Annotated in this window: 18 protein-coding genes and 1 pseudogene; 1 reads left to right on the top strand and 18 read right to left on the bottom strand. The window is 45.6% G+C overall.

The window, feature by feature from the left end; all coding sequences use genetic code 11:
• Window positions 1-10: 10 nt before the first annotated feature.
• Together AB4114_RS16860 and AB4114_RS16855 are read right to left on the bottom strand one after the other, a co-directional pair.
• Complete coding sequence (locus AB4114_RS16860; RefSeq protein WP_441989497.1) at window positions 11-1342, bottom strand: LLM class flavin-dependent oxidoreductase; 1332 nt, start codon at window positions 1340-1342, stop codon at window positions 11-13.
• A gap of 13 nt (window positions 1343-1355) precedes the next feature.
• Window positions 1356-2687 (bottom strand): LLM class flavin-dependent oxidoreductase, encoded by a 1332-nt coding sequence (locus tag AB4114_RS16855; protein WP_441989496.1) that lies wholly within the window; start codon window positions 2685-2687, stop codon window positions 1356-1358.
• A 250-nt stretch (window positions 2688-2937) separates the two neighbouring features.
• On the opposite strand from AB4114_RS16855, the gene AB4114_RS16850 reads away from it, so the two are divergent.
• Complete coding sequence (locus AB4114_RS16850) at window positions 2938-3837, top strand: LysR family transcriptional regulator (RefSeq protein ID WP_441989495.1); 900 nt, start codon at window positions 2938-2940, stop codon at window positions 3835-3837.
• Between the two features lie 47 nt (window positions 3838-3884).
• On the opposite strand, the gene AB4114_RS16845 is transcribed toward AB4114_RS16850, so the two are convergent.
• The 16 genes and pseudogenes from AB4114_RS16845 to AB4114_RS16770 all read right to left on the bottom strand — a co-directional run.
• Window positions 3885-4160: a transporter suffix domain-containing protein gene (locus AB4114_RS16845; RefSeq protein WP_441989494.1), complete on the bottom strand. Its 276-nt coding sequence runs from the start codon at window positions 4158-4160 to the stop codon at window positions 3885-3887.
• A 151-nt stretch (window positions 4161-4311) separates the two neighbouring features.
• Complete coding sequence (locus AB4114_RS16840) at window positions 4312-5286, bottom strand: formylglycine-generating enzyme family protein (protein WP_441989493.1); 975 nt, start codon at window positions 5284-5286, stop codon at window positions 4312-4314.
• 41 nt (window positions 5287-5327) lie between these two features.
• A complete protein-coding gene (locus AB4114_RS16835) occupies window positions 5328-5867 on the bottom strand; it encodes a chromate transporter (protein ID WP_441989492.1) in 540 nt (179 codons plus the stop codon).
• Between the two features lie 17 nt (window positions 5868-5884).
• Window positions 5885-6532, bottom strand: a complete 648-nt coding sequence (locus tag AB4114_RS16830; RefSeq protein ID WP_441989491.1) for a chromate transporter — start codon at window positions 6530-6532, stop codon at window positions 5885-5887.
• Between the two features lie 640 nt (window positions 6533-7172).
• Window positions 7173-8036 carry a glycoside hydrolase family 43 protein gene (locus AB4114_RS16825; RefSeq protein ID WP_441989490.1) on the bottom strand — a complete coding sequence of 288 codons (864 nt, stop codon included), beginning with the start codon at window positions 8034-8036 and terminating at the stop codon, window positions 7173-7175.
• A 40-nt stretch (window positions 8037-8076) separates the two neighbouring features.
• On the bottom strand, window positions 8077-8271 hold the full coding sequence (locus AB4114_RS16820; protein ID WP_441989489.1) for a hypothetical protein: 195 nt from the start codon (window positions 8269-8271) through the stop codon (window positions 8077-8079).
• A gap of 121 nt (window positions 8272-8392) precedes the next feature.
• Window positions 8393-8521, bottom strand: a pseudogene (locus AB4114_RS16815) (MgtC/SapB family protein); the annotation flags it as partial.
• Window positions 8518-10758, bottom strand: coding sequence for a glycoside hydrolase family 88/105 protein (locus AB4114_RS16810; protein WP_441989488.1), 2241 nt, complete (start codon window positions 10756-10758; stop codon window positions 8518-8520). The gene AB4114_RS16810 and the pseudogene AB4114_RS16815, both read right to left, overlap by 4 nt.
• Before the next feature lie 14 nt (window positions 10759-10772).
• Window positions 10773-12524, bottom strand: coding sequence for a hypothetical protein (locus tag AB4114_RS16805; protein WP_441989487.1), 1752 nt, complete (start codon window positions 12522-12524; stop codon window positions 10773-10775).
• A 1-nt stretch (window position 12525) separates the two neighbouring features.
• On the bottom strand, window positions 12526-13473 hold the full coding sequence (locus AB4114_RS16800; RefSeq protein ID WP_441989486.1) for a sugar phosphate isomerase/epimerase family protein: 948 nt from the start codon (window positions 13471-13473) through the stop codon (window positions 12526-12528).
• A gap of 97 nt (window positions 13474-13570) precedes the next feature.
• Entirely contained in the window at window positions 13571-14590 is a 1020-nt protein-coding gene (locus AB4114_RS16795) for a Gfo/Idh/MocA family protein (RefSeq protein WP_441989485.1), read from the bottom strand.
• 28 nt (window positions 14591-14618) lie between these two features.
• A complete protein-coding gene (locus tag AB4114_RS16790) occupies window positions 14619-15698 on the bottom strand; it encodes a Gfo/Idh/MocA family protein (protein WP_441989484.1) in 1080 nt (359 codons plus the stop codon).
• Window positions 15699-15816: 118 nt separating this feature from the next.
• The gene (locus tag AB4114_RS16785; protein ID WP_441989483.1) at window positions 15817-17487 is read right to left on the bottom strand and encodes an extracellular solute-binding protein; all 1671 of its coding nucleotides are present in this window, start codon (window positions 17485-17487) and stop codon (window positions 15817-15819) included.
• Window positions 17488-17546: 59 nt separating this feature from the next.
• Window positions 17547-18419 carry a carbohydrate ABC transporter permease gene (locus tag AB4114_RS16780; protein ID WP_441989482.1) on the bottom strand — a complete coding sequence of 291 codons (873 nt, stop codon included), beginning with the start codon at window positions 18417-18419 and terminating at the stop codon, window positions 17547-17549.
• 45 nt (window positions 18420-18464) lie between these two features.
• The gene (locus AB4114_RS16775) at window positions 18465-19430 is read right to left on the bottom strand and encodes an ABC transporter permease (RefSeq protein ID WP_441989481.1); all 966 of its coding nucleotides are present in this window, start codon (window positions 19428-19430) and stop codon (window positions 18465-18467) included.
• A gap of 256 nt (window positions 19431-19686) precedes the next feature.
• Window positions 19687-19795, bottom strand: a 109-nt coding sequence (locus AB4114_RS16770) for an IS3 family transposase (RefSeq protein ID WP_441989620.1), incomplete at its 5' end; no start/stop codon positions are given.

Genomic DNA, 19795 nt, shown 5'->3' with positions numbered 1-19795 from the left:
CCCTCTAAGCTTAAGCTTGAGCTATTCTCTCTTTTGTATAGCGGTTTACTGGGATTTCAAGCCCTAAATTTCCTCGTAACGTATCACTTTCATACTCTTCCCGATAAATACCGAGCTCCTGCAGGATGGGAACAACGAGTTCCACGAAATCCTTAAGCACACTAGGTATACCCGTGTGAATAATAAAACCGTCGGCTGCGCCTTCTTCAAACCATTGTTGTACCGTATCTGCGATCTGCTCAGGTGTACCGACGAAGGAGCTTCTTGGCGTTGCAAATCGTAGTGCCGTTTGACGCAGCGTCAAATTCTCTTCCTTGGCAATCCGCTTAATTCGATCTGTTGAGCTGCGGTAGCTATTGCTGCCGAGATCGCCGAGATCCGGGAAAGGCTCATCTAACGGATACTGTTTGAAATCGTGGTAGGTAAATGGACGACCCAGCTGATCAAGCGCATCCTCCAACGTCACTAACCCAGCAATTGCCTGATATTTGCTCTCTGCTTCTTCCACCGTCCGTCCAATGATTGGACTAATGCCTGGGAACACGAGAATTTCTTCGCTCGCCCTGCCATAAGCAGCTGCACGTGCTTTAATATCTTGATAAAAAGCTTTCGCTTCCTTGATCGATTCGTGTCCTGTAAATATCGCATTCGCACTTTTCGCCGCTAAATTGCGACCATCTTCTGACCCTCCTGCTTGGAAAATCACAGGCTGACCTTGCTGCGATCGAGATATGTTCAAAGGCCCTTGCACGGAAAAATGCTTACCTTTATGATTCAACGCATGCAGCTTGCTCGGATCGAAGAACTGACCCGTTGATTTATCTCGCGTGAATGCGTCATCTTCCCAAGAGTCCCAGAGACCGCGTACAACCTCCAAATGCTCTTCTGCGATCCGATAGCGCTCATCATGAGCATAGTGCTCATCCCTGCTGTAATTGCGAGCAGCGCCTTCAAGCCCCGTCGTCACAACGTTCCATCCTGCACGCCCACTACTAATATGGTCTAGCGAAGCAAACTGCCTCGCCACAGTGAACGGTTGTGTGAAAGACGCGGTTAGCGTCCCTACCAGACCAATCTTCGAAGTGACGGCACCGAGTGCCGATAAAACCGTTAGCGGCTCCAGCCTGTTTAAATAATGCGGCGCAGATTTTTCCGTAATATACGTGCTATCGACGATAAAAACAAAATCAAATTTGCCTTCCTCTGCTTGCAATGCCTGCCCGGCATAATAATCAAAATCAACACTGGCATCCCCCGGTATTTCTGGATTTCGCCATGTATATTTGGAAGTACCTACACCTGTAATGGTGGCACCGAGTTTAAGTTTTCTTTGATTGGACATGTGTTTCTCCCCCTTATGCGTTTAGCACTTTGGCTTTGCTATTGCGATTAACCGGTACTTCCAGACCGAGATGACCACGCAGTGTGTCATGTTCATATTCCGTTCGATATAAGCCACGCTCTTGTAAAATCGGAACGACCAACTCCACGAAATCCTGCAGCGCTCCCGGTATCCCCACACCAATAATGAACCCGTCAGACGCTCCTTCTTCAACCMATTGCTGAATCGTATCCGCGATCTTCTCCGGTGTGCCCACGAAATTCCCTTTCGGTGTTGCAAAACGTAGTGCAACTTGGCGAAGTGTTAGATTGTGTTCTTTCGCCAATCGCTTGATCTTCTCTGAACCGCCTTGCTGGCTGTTAGCGCCCAGGTCTCCAAGGTCCGGGAAAGGTTCATCCAACGGATATACGCTAAAATCAAAATCATTGAATGGCCGACCTAACGCGATAATCGCTTTGTCGATCGAGACGAGGTTGACCGTTTCTAGGTACTTCCGCTCCGCTTCTTCTTCTGTACGACCAATGATGGGTCGAATACCGGGGAGGATCGAGACATCGTCGGCGCTACGACCGAAGGAAACCGCTCTGCGTTTAATATCCGCATAATACACTTTGGCTTCCTCGATATTCTCGTGTCCAACGAAGATGGCATCTGCATTCTTGGAAGCAAAGTTGCGACCATCCTCTGAGGTACCTGCTTGGAAAATGACTGGCTGCCCTTGCTTCGAACGGGCAATGTTCAGTGGACCCTGTACGGAGAAGAACTCACCTTTGTGATTCAAGGTATGCAGCTTCGCCGGGTCAAAAAACTGACCTGTCTCTTTATTCCGCGTGAACGCATCATCCTCCCAGGAATCCCACAAGCCTTTCACCACATCCACATGCTCTTGCGCAATGCGGTAACGCTTCTCATGCGGAGGATGCTCATCCTTACTGTAATTGTTCGCGCTGCCCGATAGCCACGAAGTGACTACGTTCCAGCCAGCGCGCCCTTTGCTGATCAAATCCAGTGAAGCGAATTGCCTAGCCACTGTGAAAGGCTCGCTATAACTAACGGTCACTGTCGCAACAAGGCCGATTCGTTTCGTAACGGCTGCAAGTGCTGATAAAATCGTCAGCGGCTCGAAGCGATTCAAGTAATGAGGGCTTGATTTTTCTGTGATATGAACACTATCTGCAATGAACGCAAAATCAAATTTCCCAGCTTCCGCTGTTTGTGCTTGATGTTTATAAAATTTAAAATTCGTGCTCGCATCCGTGATCGCTTCAGGATGCTTCCAATCTTCCCAACCTCCGCCTACACCATGAATCATTGCACCTAGTTTAATTTGCTTACCCTTCGCCATTCGAATCAGCCTCCGTTTGTTTATATTTGATTATTCCGATGCACTTAATGGTATTTATCATAAAACAGGATCTTTCTCTTGTACAATTCAAAAAGCTGAACGCTTGATTCATATTTTATGAATATACAAGTAAAACACTTGGATTAATAAGAATTCATGTTATGATAGTTGTAAGAGTTTGTAAAATTGGAAATTCCGATCGTATACTTCACAAATCATGAACCAAAACTTAGGAGAGGACGGGGTTCCTATGGATATTCGTAATATCAAAACCTTTCAAACCATTATCAGGCTCGGCAGCTTTCAGCGTGCAGCTGAAGAACTGCAATACGGCCAATCGACCGTAACGATGCATATACAGAAGCTCGAAAGTGATCTGGGGGTTAAACTTTTAGAACGCGGGAAAAAGCTTACGCTAACGGAGGCTGGCAGACTGTTTCATCAGAATGCTGATCTGTTGCTGAAGGATTATGATTTTCTGCAAGCTTCTATGGATGAACTCGTCAAAGGGGATGCGGGGATCATTCGTCTCGGCGTCATGGAACCCACAGCCAGCTATCGACTGCCACAGCTGCTTGGCCCTTTCCTGCGTCAGCATCCCAAAGTGAAGATCAGCATTCACATTGGCAACACGACAGTGCTTGGCCAGATGCTCCATGAGGGGAGCATTGATATGGCTATTTGCTCGACGCCCAATACGGGATTGGACCATTCCTTCGAGCCTTTTTTCATGGAAAGACTCGCACTGCTCGTCCCAGAAACCCATGCATTAGCCTCGAAACCGTCTATTCGTTTACGGGATTTGCAGAATGAGCATTTACTTATCACAAACTCGCAATGCCCTTATCGTCAAAAGCTAGAGAATGCCTTGCTCGAAAATGGCGGCAGTCCCTACTCCGGCATGGAGATCGGCAATATGGCTGCGCTCAAATACTATGTTCAAGCGGATTTCGGCATCGCGGTTGTTCCTGTCATTTCGGCAACGCCTTGCCCGCAAGGCACTGTTCTTAAAGCCATTGATGATCTAGATTCCGGTTTAGTCACAGGCCTGCTGCGCAAAATGAATGCCAGCACCTTCAGCTTAGCGACCGAGAGCCTCGTCGAGATTTTCCGTAAGGAGCTGAAAAGCGCGGTATCGTCGGCCTCTTGAGGATCTACATAAAAAAGCAGTATTCCTGAGTTAGGAATACTGCTTTTTTATACGTCGTCTTGTTTGATGGATACCTGATCTGGATTGTTTTGAACGTTCTTCCGTTTCCAGTTTTTCGGATTGAGGTAGCTTCTATATTTCTTGGCAACCTCTTTACCTAATAAAATGCCGCCTGTCCAGAAGGTAACCTCGCTGAAAATAAGCAGCCCCGCAATCCACTTGGCCATACCGCCTCCGGTATGTACGAAAAATGGAATGGTAAAAGCACTTATAAAAGCGATTGTCGATAGTATTAACAAGGTGATGCCTAGTTTCTTAGCCATGTCATGTCCCCCTTATGTTTCAAAATAAACCTGATCCTACAGGTCGATGTCTCCTCCTATCATAAGCCCAAGACCTACATAATCTATCGTAACCTCACACATGGCAAAAAGCCACCTATTCCCCAATGGAAAAGGTGGCTTTTCTTTTCAGTTAATTGACATCCGCGGCACATCGAAACCCAATGTTGCCGGTTGAGCTGTCTGGCGTATTTTTGCTTCGTGCAGCCACACGATAGCGATTGCAGTAGGAACGTTGACACAAGTACGAGCCGCCTCGAAGTACTCGCGTGTCTCCGGATGGAGGACCGACAGGGTTGTCCCGTTTGCCCTTCACATGATAGTTCGGGCTGAACCAATCGGAGCACCACTCCCACACATTGCCTGCCACGTTATACAAACCGTAGGCATTCGGCTCGAACGCTTTGACAGGCGCAGTGCCTGCGTAGCCGTCACTTTGATTGTTTTTGTCAGGAAACTTCCCTTGCCAAATGTTACACATATGCTTTCCGCCTGGCTTAAGCTCGTCACCCCACGGATATCGCTTCTGGGCTAGTCCGCCGCGAGCGGCATATTCCCATTCAGCTTCTGTTGGTAGACGTTTGCCTGCCCATTTGCAATAGGCCATCGCGTCGCTCCATGAAACATGGATAACCGGGTGATCCCAGCGATCTTCAACATGGGAGTCGGGTCCCTCGGGATGCAACCAATCTGCTCCCTCAACCACCCACCACCATGGGGTTTGTTGCACTTTATTCTGCACGCGTGCTGCCGTCGCTTCGGACACAAATAAATGAAAAACAAATGACCAGCCAAAGGACTCGGCCTCTGTTTTGTAATTCGTAGCATCAACAAATTGCTTGAAATCAGCATTCGTTACCGCACAAGTGTCTATGTAGAAGGACTTAACGTTAATCTCACGTACGGGTCCTTCGCCATCCGCTGGGAAACCTTCACGGTCGTCCGTACCCATTAAAAATTTTCCACTTGGAATGAGTACCATACCTTCTTTACCAATTGGACCAGCTGCCTCTGGTATCTCAACAGAAATTAAAGCTTCCGGATGTGCCGATGGTTGATCCGATGACGCACGGCTGGCTGAACAGCAAGTTGGTTTATTCGTTTCCATAACGGTCGTCCTCTCAATTTCGTTCTATCAGTTGCATGCTATTAACTAAATATAGCAATTCCGACGAGTGCCGACAATACAATGGTTGCGAGTGGATGCCATTTGTATTTATATACAACGATAAACACACCCGCCGCGATTAAAAGAGTGAATAATACCTGCCACGAAAATAGTTGTTGCGTACGATCTGAGAAGCCAAAGTGAATCGCCGCATAGACGATTAATCCTGTAACAATCGGTCTTAACCCATAAAAAGTAGTGTGCACCGCTTTACTTTGAACTATTTTATAAAAGAAAGAAGAAATGATGAGGACAATAACCAACGACGGCAATACGATGCCAATCGTAGAAATCATAGCACCAAGAATGCCATCTGCTTGATAGCCAATTATTGTGGCTGTGTTCGTTGCAATCGGCCCAGGCGCCATCCCTGCAGTAGCCACACTCTGAGCAAAATGCTCTGTAGTCATCCATTCATGCTGCTCGACCTCATGTTGAATGATCGGAATCATCGCATAGCCGCCGCCGAATGACATGAATCCTATTTTCAAAAAGGTAATAAACAGCTCCCATAACACCATCTACATCGCCACCTTTCTTATATCCCATCCGCGATATAATAATCGTAGTAGGTGTAGCCATTGTAGGAAGTGTGTACAGGTTCTTTGCCTTTTTCCAAACTAACTTTGAAGCCAAACGTTTCTTTCACTTTGACGAAAATAAATCCAATAAACAAACCAATGAGAATCATGAAGAGCGGATTGATGGGAAGCAGCAACAGAATCGCTACCGTGCTAATTGCCGTAATTAACGTAGTTTTATCAAAAATAGCCGAACGTGCCATATTGTAAGCCGCCAACACGATGAGTCCAATGATTGCTCCATGAATGCCTTTGAACGCGGCCACGACTTTCGGATCTGCCTGCATGAATAGTAAGAAAAAGCTAAGTACTAATGCGATTAAAAAGGTTGGCAAAGCAATGCCGATGACGGCTGCTACAGCACCTGGAATTCGCGCCAAGCGGTAGCCAATAAATGCCGATGCATTTACGCCAATCCCGCCAGGCGCTGAGCCTGCAACCGCTATGATATTGGATATCTCGTCTTCCGCGATCCAAGCCTTTTTATCAACCACTTCCCGCTCAATGACGGGAATCATGGCATATCCCCCGCCAAACGTGGAAGGTCCGATCTTAAGAAATGTCCAGAATATATCCAAACAAAGGTGTAATTGTTGTTTCTGCATATGGATTCCCCCTCTAGCCCATTTGTATGGTAACTCAATTATACTCCACTTAACTCCAAAATGGAATAAACAATTTGTTCGGATGGAGATTTTTGAAATTGACCGGCGGTTTCAATGCGGAATTAATTCCTATAATCCGATAKATTCACTTAGTTTAACTCAATGTGATTTTAAGTTTTTGTAAGGGATAGCGCTAGATGGGCTCGCGTAAGTCGATTTTTTCGACTTACAGCCTACGGGCGGCGCTTTCGAGCTCGCGCTACACCCAGTAGTCCGATTTTATCGAACTAATCACACATTCCGCGTTACAGAACCTTAATTGGTCCGAAAAAGCCCAACTAAATTGCCTCAAACAACCCTGACGTGGGGAAAGTAGCTTATTAGTTTGCTAGAATCGGACTAATGGCATTTTCTTACTCGTAGTCACCAATTTAGTTCGGAAATATCGGACTAATGCCCTGCGAAAGCATAAATAGCCAAGAGATGGACATCCATCTCTTGGCTTCTCCTGTACTTGTCAACAATCTGATTACCTGCCTGCCAGCACCTTTTACCTCTTACCTGCCACGCTAGTACTCAACTCACTCACTAGAATCTAGTATATTCTCTCTTCACTACATTCTACTATATCCTCTCTTCACTACATTCTACTCACATACCACCCAAATTGAATCCCACTACTTTTCACCCTCAGCACAGAACCATGCCTGGCCCCCTTGGGCACATTCACTTGTTCCGTAACATCATCCCACGAGTTCAGATCCTTCGAGCGGAAGGCACCGTAATAATGCTCCTGGAATCCATCTACAAGTAGAATCCATTCTTTGCTTTCATCACGATCCACAGAGTAAAGCGTCGGTCCTTCGGTAAGCGCTGGTGTGATCAACTCGGATATACCAGTAATTGTCGGAGTATCACTCAACTCCTTAGCTACTATACAGGAACGGATGGCTTTGTTCGCAGTTCCTTGCTCATTCTGCCCGCGCTCGTCTTTGAACAGCATGACATAACGATCAACAAGATCCATAACTGTCGCGTCGATGACGTTATAGCCTGGATCGAAGAACAGCTGTGCTTCCGAGAAATCCTGGAAATCCGTCGTTGTCACCGACCAGATGCGATGATTTCGCGGTCCTGTTCCCACCGTTGAGGACCATACGATCCGGTACGCCTTCTTGACAGTATCGTAGAAAGCTTCCGGTGCCCAAGCATTTTGCGTCTCAGGCAGGTGCTCCATCACAGGAATCAACTTAGCATCGTGCCATTGCATAAGATCGTGTGACCAAGCGCAACCTAAGCTATTGCTCTGCCAGCCGTCTGTCCAGAGAAGATGAAACTTACCTTCATCATCTTCGATAAGGAACGGATCACGCAGCTGCCCTGTGCCGATCGGCGACTCCCAGATACGACCTCCGCCGTTCATTTCGCGCCACTGGTAACCATCTTCACTCGCAGCCAGAAACAGCTTTTCTTCTTTTTCCGTAAAATAACTGAATACGTACACGTAGACTCATACTCCTTATTTACATAACATCTCTTCTTCCCTAAGCCACTTGTTTATGAAAGACGAAGTTAGAGGCTTCCATGCTTTCAACGATATCCAGTGCACATATTTGCTCATAGGCCGAAATCAGCTTCTCATGCTTTGGACATCGCAAGCTAAAAACCAAATGCATGACCGGGATTTCCCCACCATTTCTTTTCTCGACTAACGGAGAAATAGAACTCTCTGGCATCATTTTGAGATGAATCACCTGTATGCCCTGTTCCCCGAAACGAGCGGTTAATGAGCTGAGGAAACCAGGATGCTCGTTAATCCTTGATGGTCGCCGAGCCCAAGCAAACTAGAATATGCGTTCAAAAGCCTGCCGCATGATTGTTCCATTCCCTTTCAAGACCAATTAAGCCGCCTAGAATGACTGCTAACACCATGCGAATAATTAAGTCTAAATGACTAATTTGCCACACATTATTGGCGGCAGTTATCATTGCGCAACCTCAAGCGGCTCTGCCAACCATTGGTTCAACTTCACAACTTCCGAGCCAGCAAGCATCATAATGCCAACGCCATGATTGTCATTTTTGACGGTGAGCAAATCCTTCTTATAATAGTCAGCCGTAAACGCATATCTCGATCCGCTGCATACACCGTGCACATTCCCTTGCGAATCAATCGCAATGCGAGTAAGACCATCCCACGCCTTCAATGCCGCTACAATGAACCGCTGCGGCTCTTGGAGCCAACCAAAGCGAACACCACGAGCAAATGAATAAGCGAACATTGCTGTACAAGAAGCTTCCTCATAAGCATCTGTATCATTTAAAACCTGATGCCATAGACCGCTTTCCGCTTGAAGATCCGCATATCCACCACACAGCTCATTGAAGAAATCCACAAGCGCTGGTCGTGCTTCATGTGAATCTGGCAATGCTTCCAACACCTCTGTTAGCGAAAAAAGTGTCCATCCATTGCCACGTCCCCATGGGATCCCAGTCGCCATACCATATTTAAAATCAAAGACGTGCGACATTATGCGTTCTTCCGGCATGTATAAGTACTTGCGGAACAGCAAGAATTGCTTCGCAGCTTCATCAAGCGCTTCCGATACGCTAGTAATCCGAGCATAACGGCACAGAAACGGTGTGCTCATGTAGAGATCATCTGCCCACATCGTATTTTCCGAGTATTCGTCCTGACAGATCCGATAAAAGGCGCCGTCTTCCTTGCGTTCCAACCCGTGGAAGATGAAATTTGCGATACGATTCGCAATAGCCATGAAGTTCTGATCCTCCCATTCCTGATACGCCTCCAACATCGCGGAGCCAAAGGAACCGCAGTTGTCGAGCATTTTCATCATAACCAATTGTTGATTAATCGCGGGGAACCCATACTGCTCACGATCCCATAGAGAATACGCGAACATGTCTGTACAACTTTGAACATGGTCCAGTGCGTACTGTGTAATATCTGAGCGCTCTAATAAGCGGCCTGTTTGCAACAGCCCATAAATCGTAACACCAAGCGGATAATCCCAACGTGCATAATTCGTCACATTGCCAACTGTCCATTTATTGCTCAGCATGGCATTCTCATAGTAAGGGCGAATCCATGTGTCAGGACGATCCAAGCGCCAATAGGTTTTCTCTTCGGAATTCACGTCGATTGTATACACGCGATCTGTCTGTACCAAATCCTCGTATGATAAGGAAACGTTCGCAGACAGAGGGCCTAGGTACAACCAAGGGTCTGCAGCGCCATGAACTTGCTTCGGTAAACTGAGCGGGACAATCTCTTCACCGATAGAAGTCTCCATCGTGAAGCCCCAAGCGTGATTACCACAATCACTCCGAATGAGTAGATGATGTTGACCATAAGAAAGCGGCACCTCGACATGAAAGTTGCCTGGCTCCGTAAGCTCCAGCACTAGTTTGCCTTCCAGCCAAACCGTTAGCTCTCCAGTTGCACTGCCCTCGATTACGCAGGTTTCTCTGCCCGGTCTGACATTGTTCAGCTTCGTCCAAGCAAAAGCCTGTTTACCAGGCTGTCTCCCAAACAATCGCTCGCAGACAGGCAGTAAGAGCTCATTCTCATCCCATTCACGATTAGGCAGCCAACGTAGGCCATTATTCTTCTCTGAGGACATCGCATCTGGCAAGGAACGCCCCTCGAAAATATCGTTGTCAATGGGCGAGGAAAATACCCATCCCGCTTGCCCTTTACGTTCTGCGAACGGAGCTAGCACGTTCAGAATGCGTACCTTCGCCTCATCAGAACCGAATAAACAGCCGAAACCAGCAGCCGTATGCTTCGCTTTGATAAAGAGACGATTCCAACCTTTGACGAAGTCCAGATTTAACTTCACAGTCGCATCCGGCTTAATCTCGTCAATGACCGTTGAGCGATACGTCAGCTCATCATTGAAGTAAAACTGGATCGGCCCCAAACAGCCCAATAAAACATCCAGATTACGTTCACCATCACTCCAAACTAAGGCATAGGCATAAGAGAATTGACCGGGCTTTGCTTCAGGAAATCTGCGGCCCAAATCGAGATCAAACATCCCTTTTTCATTTTGCAAAACGCCCCCTCGGCTGAATGCTCGAAATGCGAAGGGGACAGGTGGATTCGCACCAATGTAGCGATCTGCAAGCACTTTCAATGTTTGTTTATTGTCATTCCCTAAACGGGTTTGTATACTCTCTTGTTCATTGAAATAGGTCGTCATAACGAACTCCCTTTCTACAGTAGACGGATCTTGAACGTCCGATCATAAGGTGTAACCAAGTTGATATGGACATATTGGCATCCTGGTGGATGTTGATCTTCACGAACGATAGGCAGGATATGTTCATAGGCACCTGAAGAAATTTCAATAACATCTCCCTCTGCTTCGTACGTCATCGAACCGCTTCGCGGGAAGTACTTGCCTTCTTCCCCTGCCAGCAAATCATCGCCACTCACCGCACCTTCATTTCCGAAAATGAAGGTCACTTGCGCGAAAACGTCCTCCCGCTCATCAGACGATACGTGGATCGTCCATTCGGAGTCTCCTGTGTTCACTATTTCCGCTTGCAGTTCAAGCTTCTGCAAATGAGTCATCGGCCGATGCTGATGCGGTAGCAAATACCACGGACTGATGGTTGAACCCTCCGTCCCTGCAGGCAGCAAATGACGCGGAATCGGACCGTTATAGCCTTTTTCCAACACCGTATCCAGCTTATATCCACCTTCGCTCGCTGTCAGATTCGTGAACTTCACAATGCCTGGTGAGAACGAAGTAGACAATTTGACACCGAGTAACCTTGCTTTCCCATGGCGCAACGAGAAGAAGGATGGCGTCTGCGACATGATCGTTACACTTTGATCCAGTTCACGAATCCGAACCAACGGAGCTCCGAAAGTGAGATGCATGCTGCTATGCTGGATGTGCATATGATGGCCAACCGCATCGATTTGCTGCAAATGTTCCTTCATAGGATGCTCGGCATTTATCATTTTCACATATCGATCAAGCAGCGGTGCTCGTTCAATGTGAGATATATCCGCTTCGGGATAAACGAGAATACTCATCAGCGGATGGTTGTTCACGCCTTCGTAGAAGCCTGTGATGTAGGATCCCGCATAATCGGCCATGGCCGCAAAGATGGGATCCTGATCATGCGCCGCCATTAAGCGATAAATCGGAAAGTAGTTCGCCATCGTAGCAGTCTGACCGAAATCCTGACGTCCTGAGTAGTCCGTTACCACTTCACCAGACGGGTGAATTAAGTACATCATCATACGAAGATTACTTCGCACACATGCGATCAGTTCAGGACGGTTCATCAAACGACCCGTATGATAAAGGGCAATATTGCTAACTGCGTTATAGATCCCGTTGCTGCGCTCTGTCCATTCCCCATCTTCGGTAATATCTAATCCTTCAGCTAACCAGTCTTCCGCTCGTGCGATCAACTCGTGCTGTGGGAAAATTTCAAATAATAGACATAGTGCAGCGGTAAGCACCCATCGATGATTCGGCGTGTGACAACCACCAGTCAGCATGGCTGGTATCGTGCGCTCTAAGAAGAGCTTCAGCTTAACTGTCACTGGCTCAAGTTCAGCCCAGTCGTGTTTGTTAAGCAGTTGGTACATTTGTGTCACACCACCGACTACGAACGCGGTATCGGGGGGAGAATTATAATTCGTAGAACCCAGTGAAACCGTACCATCCGCATGTTGTCTGTTCAGCATGAACGCCACCGCTTTATCCAATGCGTTCAATAGCAAGCTATCCTGATAATAGCGAGAATCCGGGTTCACCAAAGCAGACGCCCAGCCAGCTATCATTCGCGGTGTACTCATGTGATTCGCCCGGGCAATGCCCGTTTCATCCATAATACCACCGTAATATTTGGATTGCGGATCAAGAATCTGCCCCAGAAGCGTAGCTTCCGTTAATTCATCATTCAAGCTAACTAAGCGATTATAAATAGGATCCACGTAGGTCACCTTACCCTTTCCTAGCTGCGATTTTACTTGTGATGAGGTTGTGACTCTCATGAATTTCATTCGGCTCGCATAGCGCTTTTAATTCATATACTTTCACTTTGGCATAATCGATGGCTTCTAGGAAATGGTCGAAATAGTGTAGGTCCTTGCTRTGAACATAAGGACACCAATGATCGGCAAGTTCCAGCGTTTCATGGATGTGTACACCATAAATATATTTCTTCACTTCTTGCAGTTCTTTGAGATTATCGTATAAGCCCATTCGGTCCATCATCATCGCATGGCCGATATCGTACCATAAATATACAGGACTGCCTGCCAAGTTTTCGCAGATCGTCTTCGCTTCCATCAAAGAAGGCATCTGATACGATCTAGAGCGAGTTTCAATGCCGATTGCGACATTCCAGCCTTTTCGAGCCGCATGCTCGCTTACAATCTCCAAACTTTCTTGAATTCTTTGCGTATACAATGGACTCAAACGATCTCGTCTTTCGATCATGACGCTCCACAGTTTCTGGTACTCCGGTGAATCCTTGCCGTGATCTCGATAAAGCCTTTTCAAATCCACATCAATGTTATAGTCAAAAGGTACTTCACCTGGGTGCACGACCACAGCTTTGGCCCCATATCGGTTGGCATATTCCATAGAACGGATTAGTAACTCCACGGAACGCTTACGCTTCGCTTCATCATCGAACCCCAGCATGACGGAATCTGTATCATAATCCTTATCATTGATGAATGGGAAAACGTTGTGCACACTGGATACACCAATCTCACCCTTCTCAATCATCGGCTCAATCGTTGTCATCATTTCTTCCGTAACGTTATAGTTAAGCTCAACATTGCGAAAGCCCAGTTCTTTAATTTCCTCAATCATGCCACGTCCTACCGTGTGCTTCTTGATGTTCCAACAGGTTGAAAAGGAATATTCCCCTTTATCGATCATGTCTCTTCCTCCTAAAAATTTTTCTATATTGAAAGAAAGGTCAGAATTCCCTTACTGCTCTGAAGGGGATGCTCTGGCCTTTCCTTGGGATACGGTTTTATTCTGAAAGGTCACTCAACTTCATCACAGCACCATAACGTGCGGATAAAGTCGATGCTTCCATTAAACGGGTCAAATCAAAAGCAAGTTCAATATTCTCTGTCGCCATCGTTCCTTGCTGTATATGGGATACCCATTGTTCGAAGGCAGAAGGCAGCTTTGGTAAATCGGTCACCTCTTGCCACCCTGCAGCTGCTTCACCTGACATTTTGGAGCTGCGGATGCGTAATTTATCGTCCGTTCGGGCATACATAAGGTTACCTTCTGTTCCTTGAATCTCCATATCAAATTGCGAATAGCTGTTAACAAATCCAGCTTCCACAATGCCCAGTGCACCGCTTGGATAACGTAATGTGACTACCGCACTATCTTCAACTTCGCGATCGGTGATGTAGCCGAAGCTTGCACTAACGCTTTCTGGTAATCCTAGAAACAAACGAGCTAAGTACATCGGATGACACCCCAGGTCCATCAGCGCTCCCCCACCGCATTGCTCCAAGTTGAAGAAATGAGATGGAAGTGCTCCGTTTGGATGTTTGTCTGTTCGCAGCGCACCATTATGTGCAAGTCGAATCCGTACAGTGGTAATCGTGCCTAGGAGACCTTCACGGATACACGTTAACGCCGCTTGTACGAATCCCATGTAAAGACGCGGTAAGGACACGGATAGCTTGACCCCGGTTTCCTCTACTACGGCAAGTATTTCTTTGCATTCTTTGGTGGTTGTAGCTACCACTTTTTCCGTGAATATGTGCTTACCTGCTCTGGCAGCTGCGATAATGACCTCATGATGTCGATTCGTTGGCGTACCCACAATAACAGCATCGATCTCAGGATTTCTCAACAGCTCATCCAAGTTTCTGTAAAAGGGAACACCGAGTTCCTCGGCCTTCACTCGACCTCGCTCCCCAATTTCATCCCAAACAGCAACAATTTCGGTATCCGCATGTTCGGCAGCTAGACGTGCATAATCTTTGGCATGGACGTGCCAGAAGCTCAACATCGCTACTTTCATCATAGTTCGACTGCGCCTCTTTTCTAATGTTTTAGTCAAAATAGACAGCTTTACCCGTGCGATTCGATTCATAGATCGCTTCAAGAATCTCAGAAACGACACAGGATTGTTCTGGTGTCACGACCGGCTCTGTATCATTGATGATGGCATTAATCCATAAACGGATTTCTTTATCCTGCATCGTTTCTTTCTTACCTTCATAGAAATCTGCGCCTTTCGCTTCGAATTGCATGTGGTTCACATAGAGGCGGCTATGCTTTTCGCCATTAATACGTAAGCCATCCTGCATATCGGCACCGCCTTCGGTACCGCAAAGCGTACATTTCGCTTCCTTCGTATCGAGTGTATTGAGCGCCCAGCTTGCTTCCACCATAATGGTCGCACCATTTTTCATCACGATCATAGCAAAAGCTGAATCCTCAACTTTGAACTTCTCTGGATCCCAGGGACCCCAAGAATTTGCCGCATTTTCCTTACGCGAAAGTTTATGATAAGCGGTGCCAAGCACCACCTTAGGTTCATAGTTATTCATTAACCAAAGCGTTAAATCGAGCGCATGCGTTCCAATATCAATCAGCGGCCCGCCGCCTTGTTTCTCTTCATCCAAGAATACCCCCCAAGTGGGAACACCACGTCTGCGAACAGCATGTGCTTTTGCAAAATAAATGTCACCTAAATCGCCATCTTCAATAACTCGTTTCAAATGTTGACTGTCTGCACGGAACCGATTGTTATACCCAATTGTTAATTTTTTACCCGTACGTTTCGCAGCTTCCACCATGCGGCGACCATCTGCGGCTGTTTTGGCCATCGGTTTCTCACACATCACATGCTTGCCTGCTTCCAATGCCGCAATTGAGATTTCGGCATGTGTATCATTCGGTGTACAGATGTGAACCACATCAATCGTTGGGTCTGCGAGTAATTCGCGGTAATCATCATAGACTCTGGCTCCAGGTGCGCCAAATTTCTCAGCTGCCTTATGTGCACTTGCCGGAAAAATATCAAAAAAACCGATAATTTCGACTTGCTCAATTTTGCTTAAGCTGGGTAAATGTTTCCCCGTTGCAATGCCGCCACAACCGATGATGGCTACTTTCACTTTGTTCACTGTTAGTTCCTCCCATGATGTATTGCTGATATCTCCCTATTAAAGAAGATGCTGGACATCGAGAAGCTGCCTGACATGCAGGCAGTCCTAATCGATATCCAGCTTCTCTAAGGTACGATTACTTCACAAACTCCATTTGTTGTTTTACAATTTCCTTCGCATCTTTAGCAAGGAAAGCTGTATCTTTGTTCTCTGAATACCATTTGTTCATGAAATCCTCAAGCTGTTTGCCGCCTGCTTTATCCCAAGCTGCTTTTGAATCGTTAATCGCTTGTTCTGGTGAGTATTTAGCACCGCTAAGAATAGCCTTAACGAAGAAATCGTTTTTCTCTTTAAGAATGGTTGTATTAATAACATTAAGATCGGCAGGAAACACAGGCATATGATCCCCTAGTGTAATCCCTGGATACTCTCTTGCTGGATCGAAGTAGATCTTCTGAGCAGCTTGAAACAATTGCAAGTAGGCTTTTTGTTCAGGCAACAAATCAGGATTAGATAGACCGCTCAAGACATAATTACATTTATCCACACCAGATGAGAAGAACATGGCGTAATCTAAAGCATAAGCAACCTCATTTTTCGACTTATCTGGATCTATAACTTGCGGACAGCCGTTTGCTGCTTTTTTCCAGTGAGTTCCTTCGTCGCCGAAGATCATTTTACGAGCATTTTCCGGCTTCATCATGAAGTCAAGATAGCGTCCTACCGCTTCTGGGTCCTTCGCCTTCGCATTCACAACTGTTGTCATTTGAACTGGATTATCGAAGGCACCCGTGAATGTTCCCATTGGGGATTTCGGATAGCCTAATGGCGCCACTTCCCCAGTAGGGTTGTTCTTTTTGAAAGTAGCTAAGTCAAGATCCTGGGAAAACTTGACGAAGATCCCCATTTTTCCATTCAGGAAGTCCTGCTTGGCCTTATTACCGTCTTTATCATTAATATAATCTTTGTCTACAATGCCAGCATCATAGAGACTCTTCTTAAAAGTAAGGGAAGCCTGTTCTTTGTCCCATGCACGGACAACTTTACCATCCTTAATATCCCAAGCAAGCAATGTTGCTGAAGAACTCTCGCCGAATATCTCATTGATGGCCTGCTCGGAATACGTGCTCATGTTCATGCCGTACGTATCTTTCTTGCCATTGCCATCTGGATCTTGCTCAACAAACGCCTTCGCCACCGTATATAATTCTTCCGTTGTTGTCGGCATACTTAGATTCAGCTTTTTCAACCAGTCTGTACGAATGTAAAGTACATGCGCAGCTACCGCTTCTTTTACCTTACCAATCTCGTAAAGCTTGCCATCTGGCTTAGTCCCTGCTTTTTTCAACTGTGGATATTGGGTAAGTAATTTCTGGTATTCGGGCATGTATTGCAAGATATTGTCGATAGGCATTAGTTGTTTTTGGTCATACAAACTGCCTCTGAATGGTGTATTATACTCGTTGATGATATCCGGAGCAGAACCGGAAGCAAACAGAACATTCAATTTTTTCGTAGAATCACTACGTAGGATTGGGACTTGCTTTACATTGGCAGGTCCATTTTGGTTAATGAACTTGGTCCAGCGATTCTCTTCATAGGTGCCCTCCGATGCTGGGACACCTCCCCGATCATAAATGGTGACCGAAACATCTCCGCGCTTAGCTGGTGTTGCTGCGGCTGGCTTACTTGAAGTGTTTGGCGCAGTTGATGCTTCTTCTTTTTTGTCGCTGCTGCAACCAACTAATGTTGCCCCTAATGCGACTACCCCTACTGACATTCCAAGCCATAGTTTCTTGTTTTCCATGTGCATTTTCCCCCTAGAATGTTTTATATTAACGCTTAAAAAAACKGGAACACCTGTTTTTAACCTTTAACAGATCCTAGCATAACTCCCTTGACAAAATACTTTTGCAAGAAAGGATATACGACCAGCATTGGTACAACCATGACAACAACACCGACTGCTTTCACCATCTCCGTTGCAACGGTTGCTTGTTCCTCTAAATTAAGCGAAGGAGAGTTCAACAAATCATTCTTCTGCAACATCCCTTGGACAACTACGGTTAAGTTCATCATCTCACTTTGATTGATGTACATGAGCACATTCATAAATGAATTCCAGAACCCAATTCCATAGAACAACGCAAGCGTAGCCAGCATAGKAAGAGAGAGCGGCAAGATGATCCGAATAAGTAAGGAAGTATCGTTACACCCATCAATTCGTGCAGCTTCCTGCACTTCATATGGAATATTCTCGAAATAACTTTTCATAAGAAGCATGTTGTAGGTACTGATGAATCCGGAGAGCCATAAAGCCCAATAGGAGTCAATAAGGTGCATGTTCTTAATCACCAGATAGGTGGGAATCAACCCCCCCGAGAACAGCATAGTGAACACCATACCCAGAACCAGATAGCGTCGACCCATTAAATATGATCTAGACAACGGATAGGCTGCTAAAATCGTACCCAACAAACTCAATACCACACCAATCACCGTGATGATGATACTATTTTTAAAAGCACTCCAAGCAGGGCTGGCGATGAAGAATATTTTATAGGCTGTTAACTCTAAGCCCACTGGCCAGAAGAAGACATGACCTGATTCAACAGCTGACCGTTCGCTTAGCGATAKGGCTATAATATGAATAAATGGCAGAATGCACGTTAAGGCGATTAATCCGAGTACGAAATAATTGATTGCATAAAATATTTTTTCTCCGTTTGTCGCTTTCATATAAATCCTCCTTCCACGGATGTTAAACTTGATACCTACATGATTCTAGAAGAGTGCCTGATCGAATTTCTTCGCGATCCGATTAGCTATTAACACGAGACTGCAACTAATAATGGATTCAAAGAATCCCATTGCTGTTGTTAAACTAAACTGTGCATTGCCCAAGCCAATTTTATAAATATACGTACTTATGACTTCCGATACATCCGCTACCCCAGCGTTCTGTAGGTTATATACTTGGTCAAAACCTACTTCCATAATCTTCCCCATCGCTAAGATGAGCAATAAGATAATCGTGTGACGAATGCCTGGAATTGTGACGTGCCACATTTGCCGCCACTTCGCAGCCCCATCCATTGCAGCTGATTCATAAAGTGAAGGATCAATCGTCGTTAGTGCAGCTAAGTAGATGATGGTACTGAAGCCCATTTCTTTCCAAATGCCTGATCCCACAAAAATGGCTAACCATGAATTGGATTCATAGAGGAAGTTAATCGGTTCCATACCGAACAAGGCAAGCACCTTATTAATCGAACCATAATCTGTTGCGAATAGAGACAACACGATGCCGGAAACAATAACCCATGAGAAGAAATGCGGTAGATAGACAATCGTTTGTACCCATCGTTTGAACCAAGATTTTCTTACCTCATTCAGCAAAATAGCAAGGAATATCGGCATTGGGAACCCGAACACCAAACTCAGAAAACTCAACCAAAACGTATTCCACATAATTTGGAGCGTATTTGAGCTAGAGAAGAGAATGTGGAAATTCTTCAATCCCACCCAAGGGCTGTTTAAAATTCCGTCAGCGAAGTTGTAGTTTTTGAAAGCGATAACAAGTCCGCCCATTGGCCAATATTTGAATAAAATATAGTAAGCAATTACAGGGACCAGCATGATAAACAAAGGAATATTCTGCTTCAGCCTTCTTCGGCGTTTTAGTCGCAAGGCATCTAATTCACTTTGTGTCATCTGGATTTTAGGAGTTTTAATAATATTCCCATTCATGTTTGCTTCACTCCTTTACATCAATCTTATAAACTTATCATATAAGTTTTCATAGGAAAAACCCTTAAAAAATTATAGAAGAAACTATAAATTCATTGGGTCATTTCTAGTGGATTTTTCCACATAAATAATGAAATATCTATAGATATTTGTGCTTGGGATCAACTTTTCGCGCTGAGGGACTAGCTCACCCTGCGAATGGAAATTAAATGGAAAAATGGACCTCTGTCAAGAAAGTAGACACCTGCTAAGAGAATTAACCAACACTTTTATAGTAGTTTTCTTCGAATCGAACGGGTGAAAGGTAACCCAAAGAACCATGGATCCTTTTACGATTATAAAAAAGTTCAATGTATTCGAACATA

Origin of the sequence: Paenibacillus sp. 2RAB27, from assembly GCF_052115445.1 — a bacterium.
Classification (GTDB): Bacteria; Bacillota; Bacilli; order Paenibacillales; family NBRC-103111; genus Paenibacillus_E.
The sequence above is the reverse complement of the archived record's forward strand: the minus strand, read 5'-3'. Positions and strand labels throughout refer to the sequence as shown.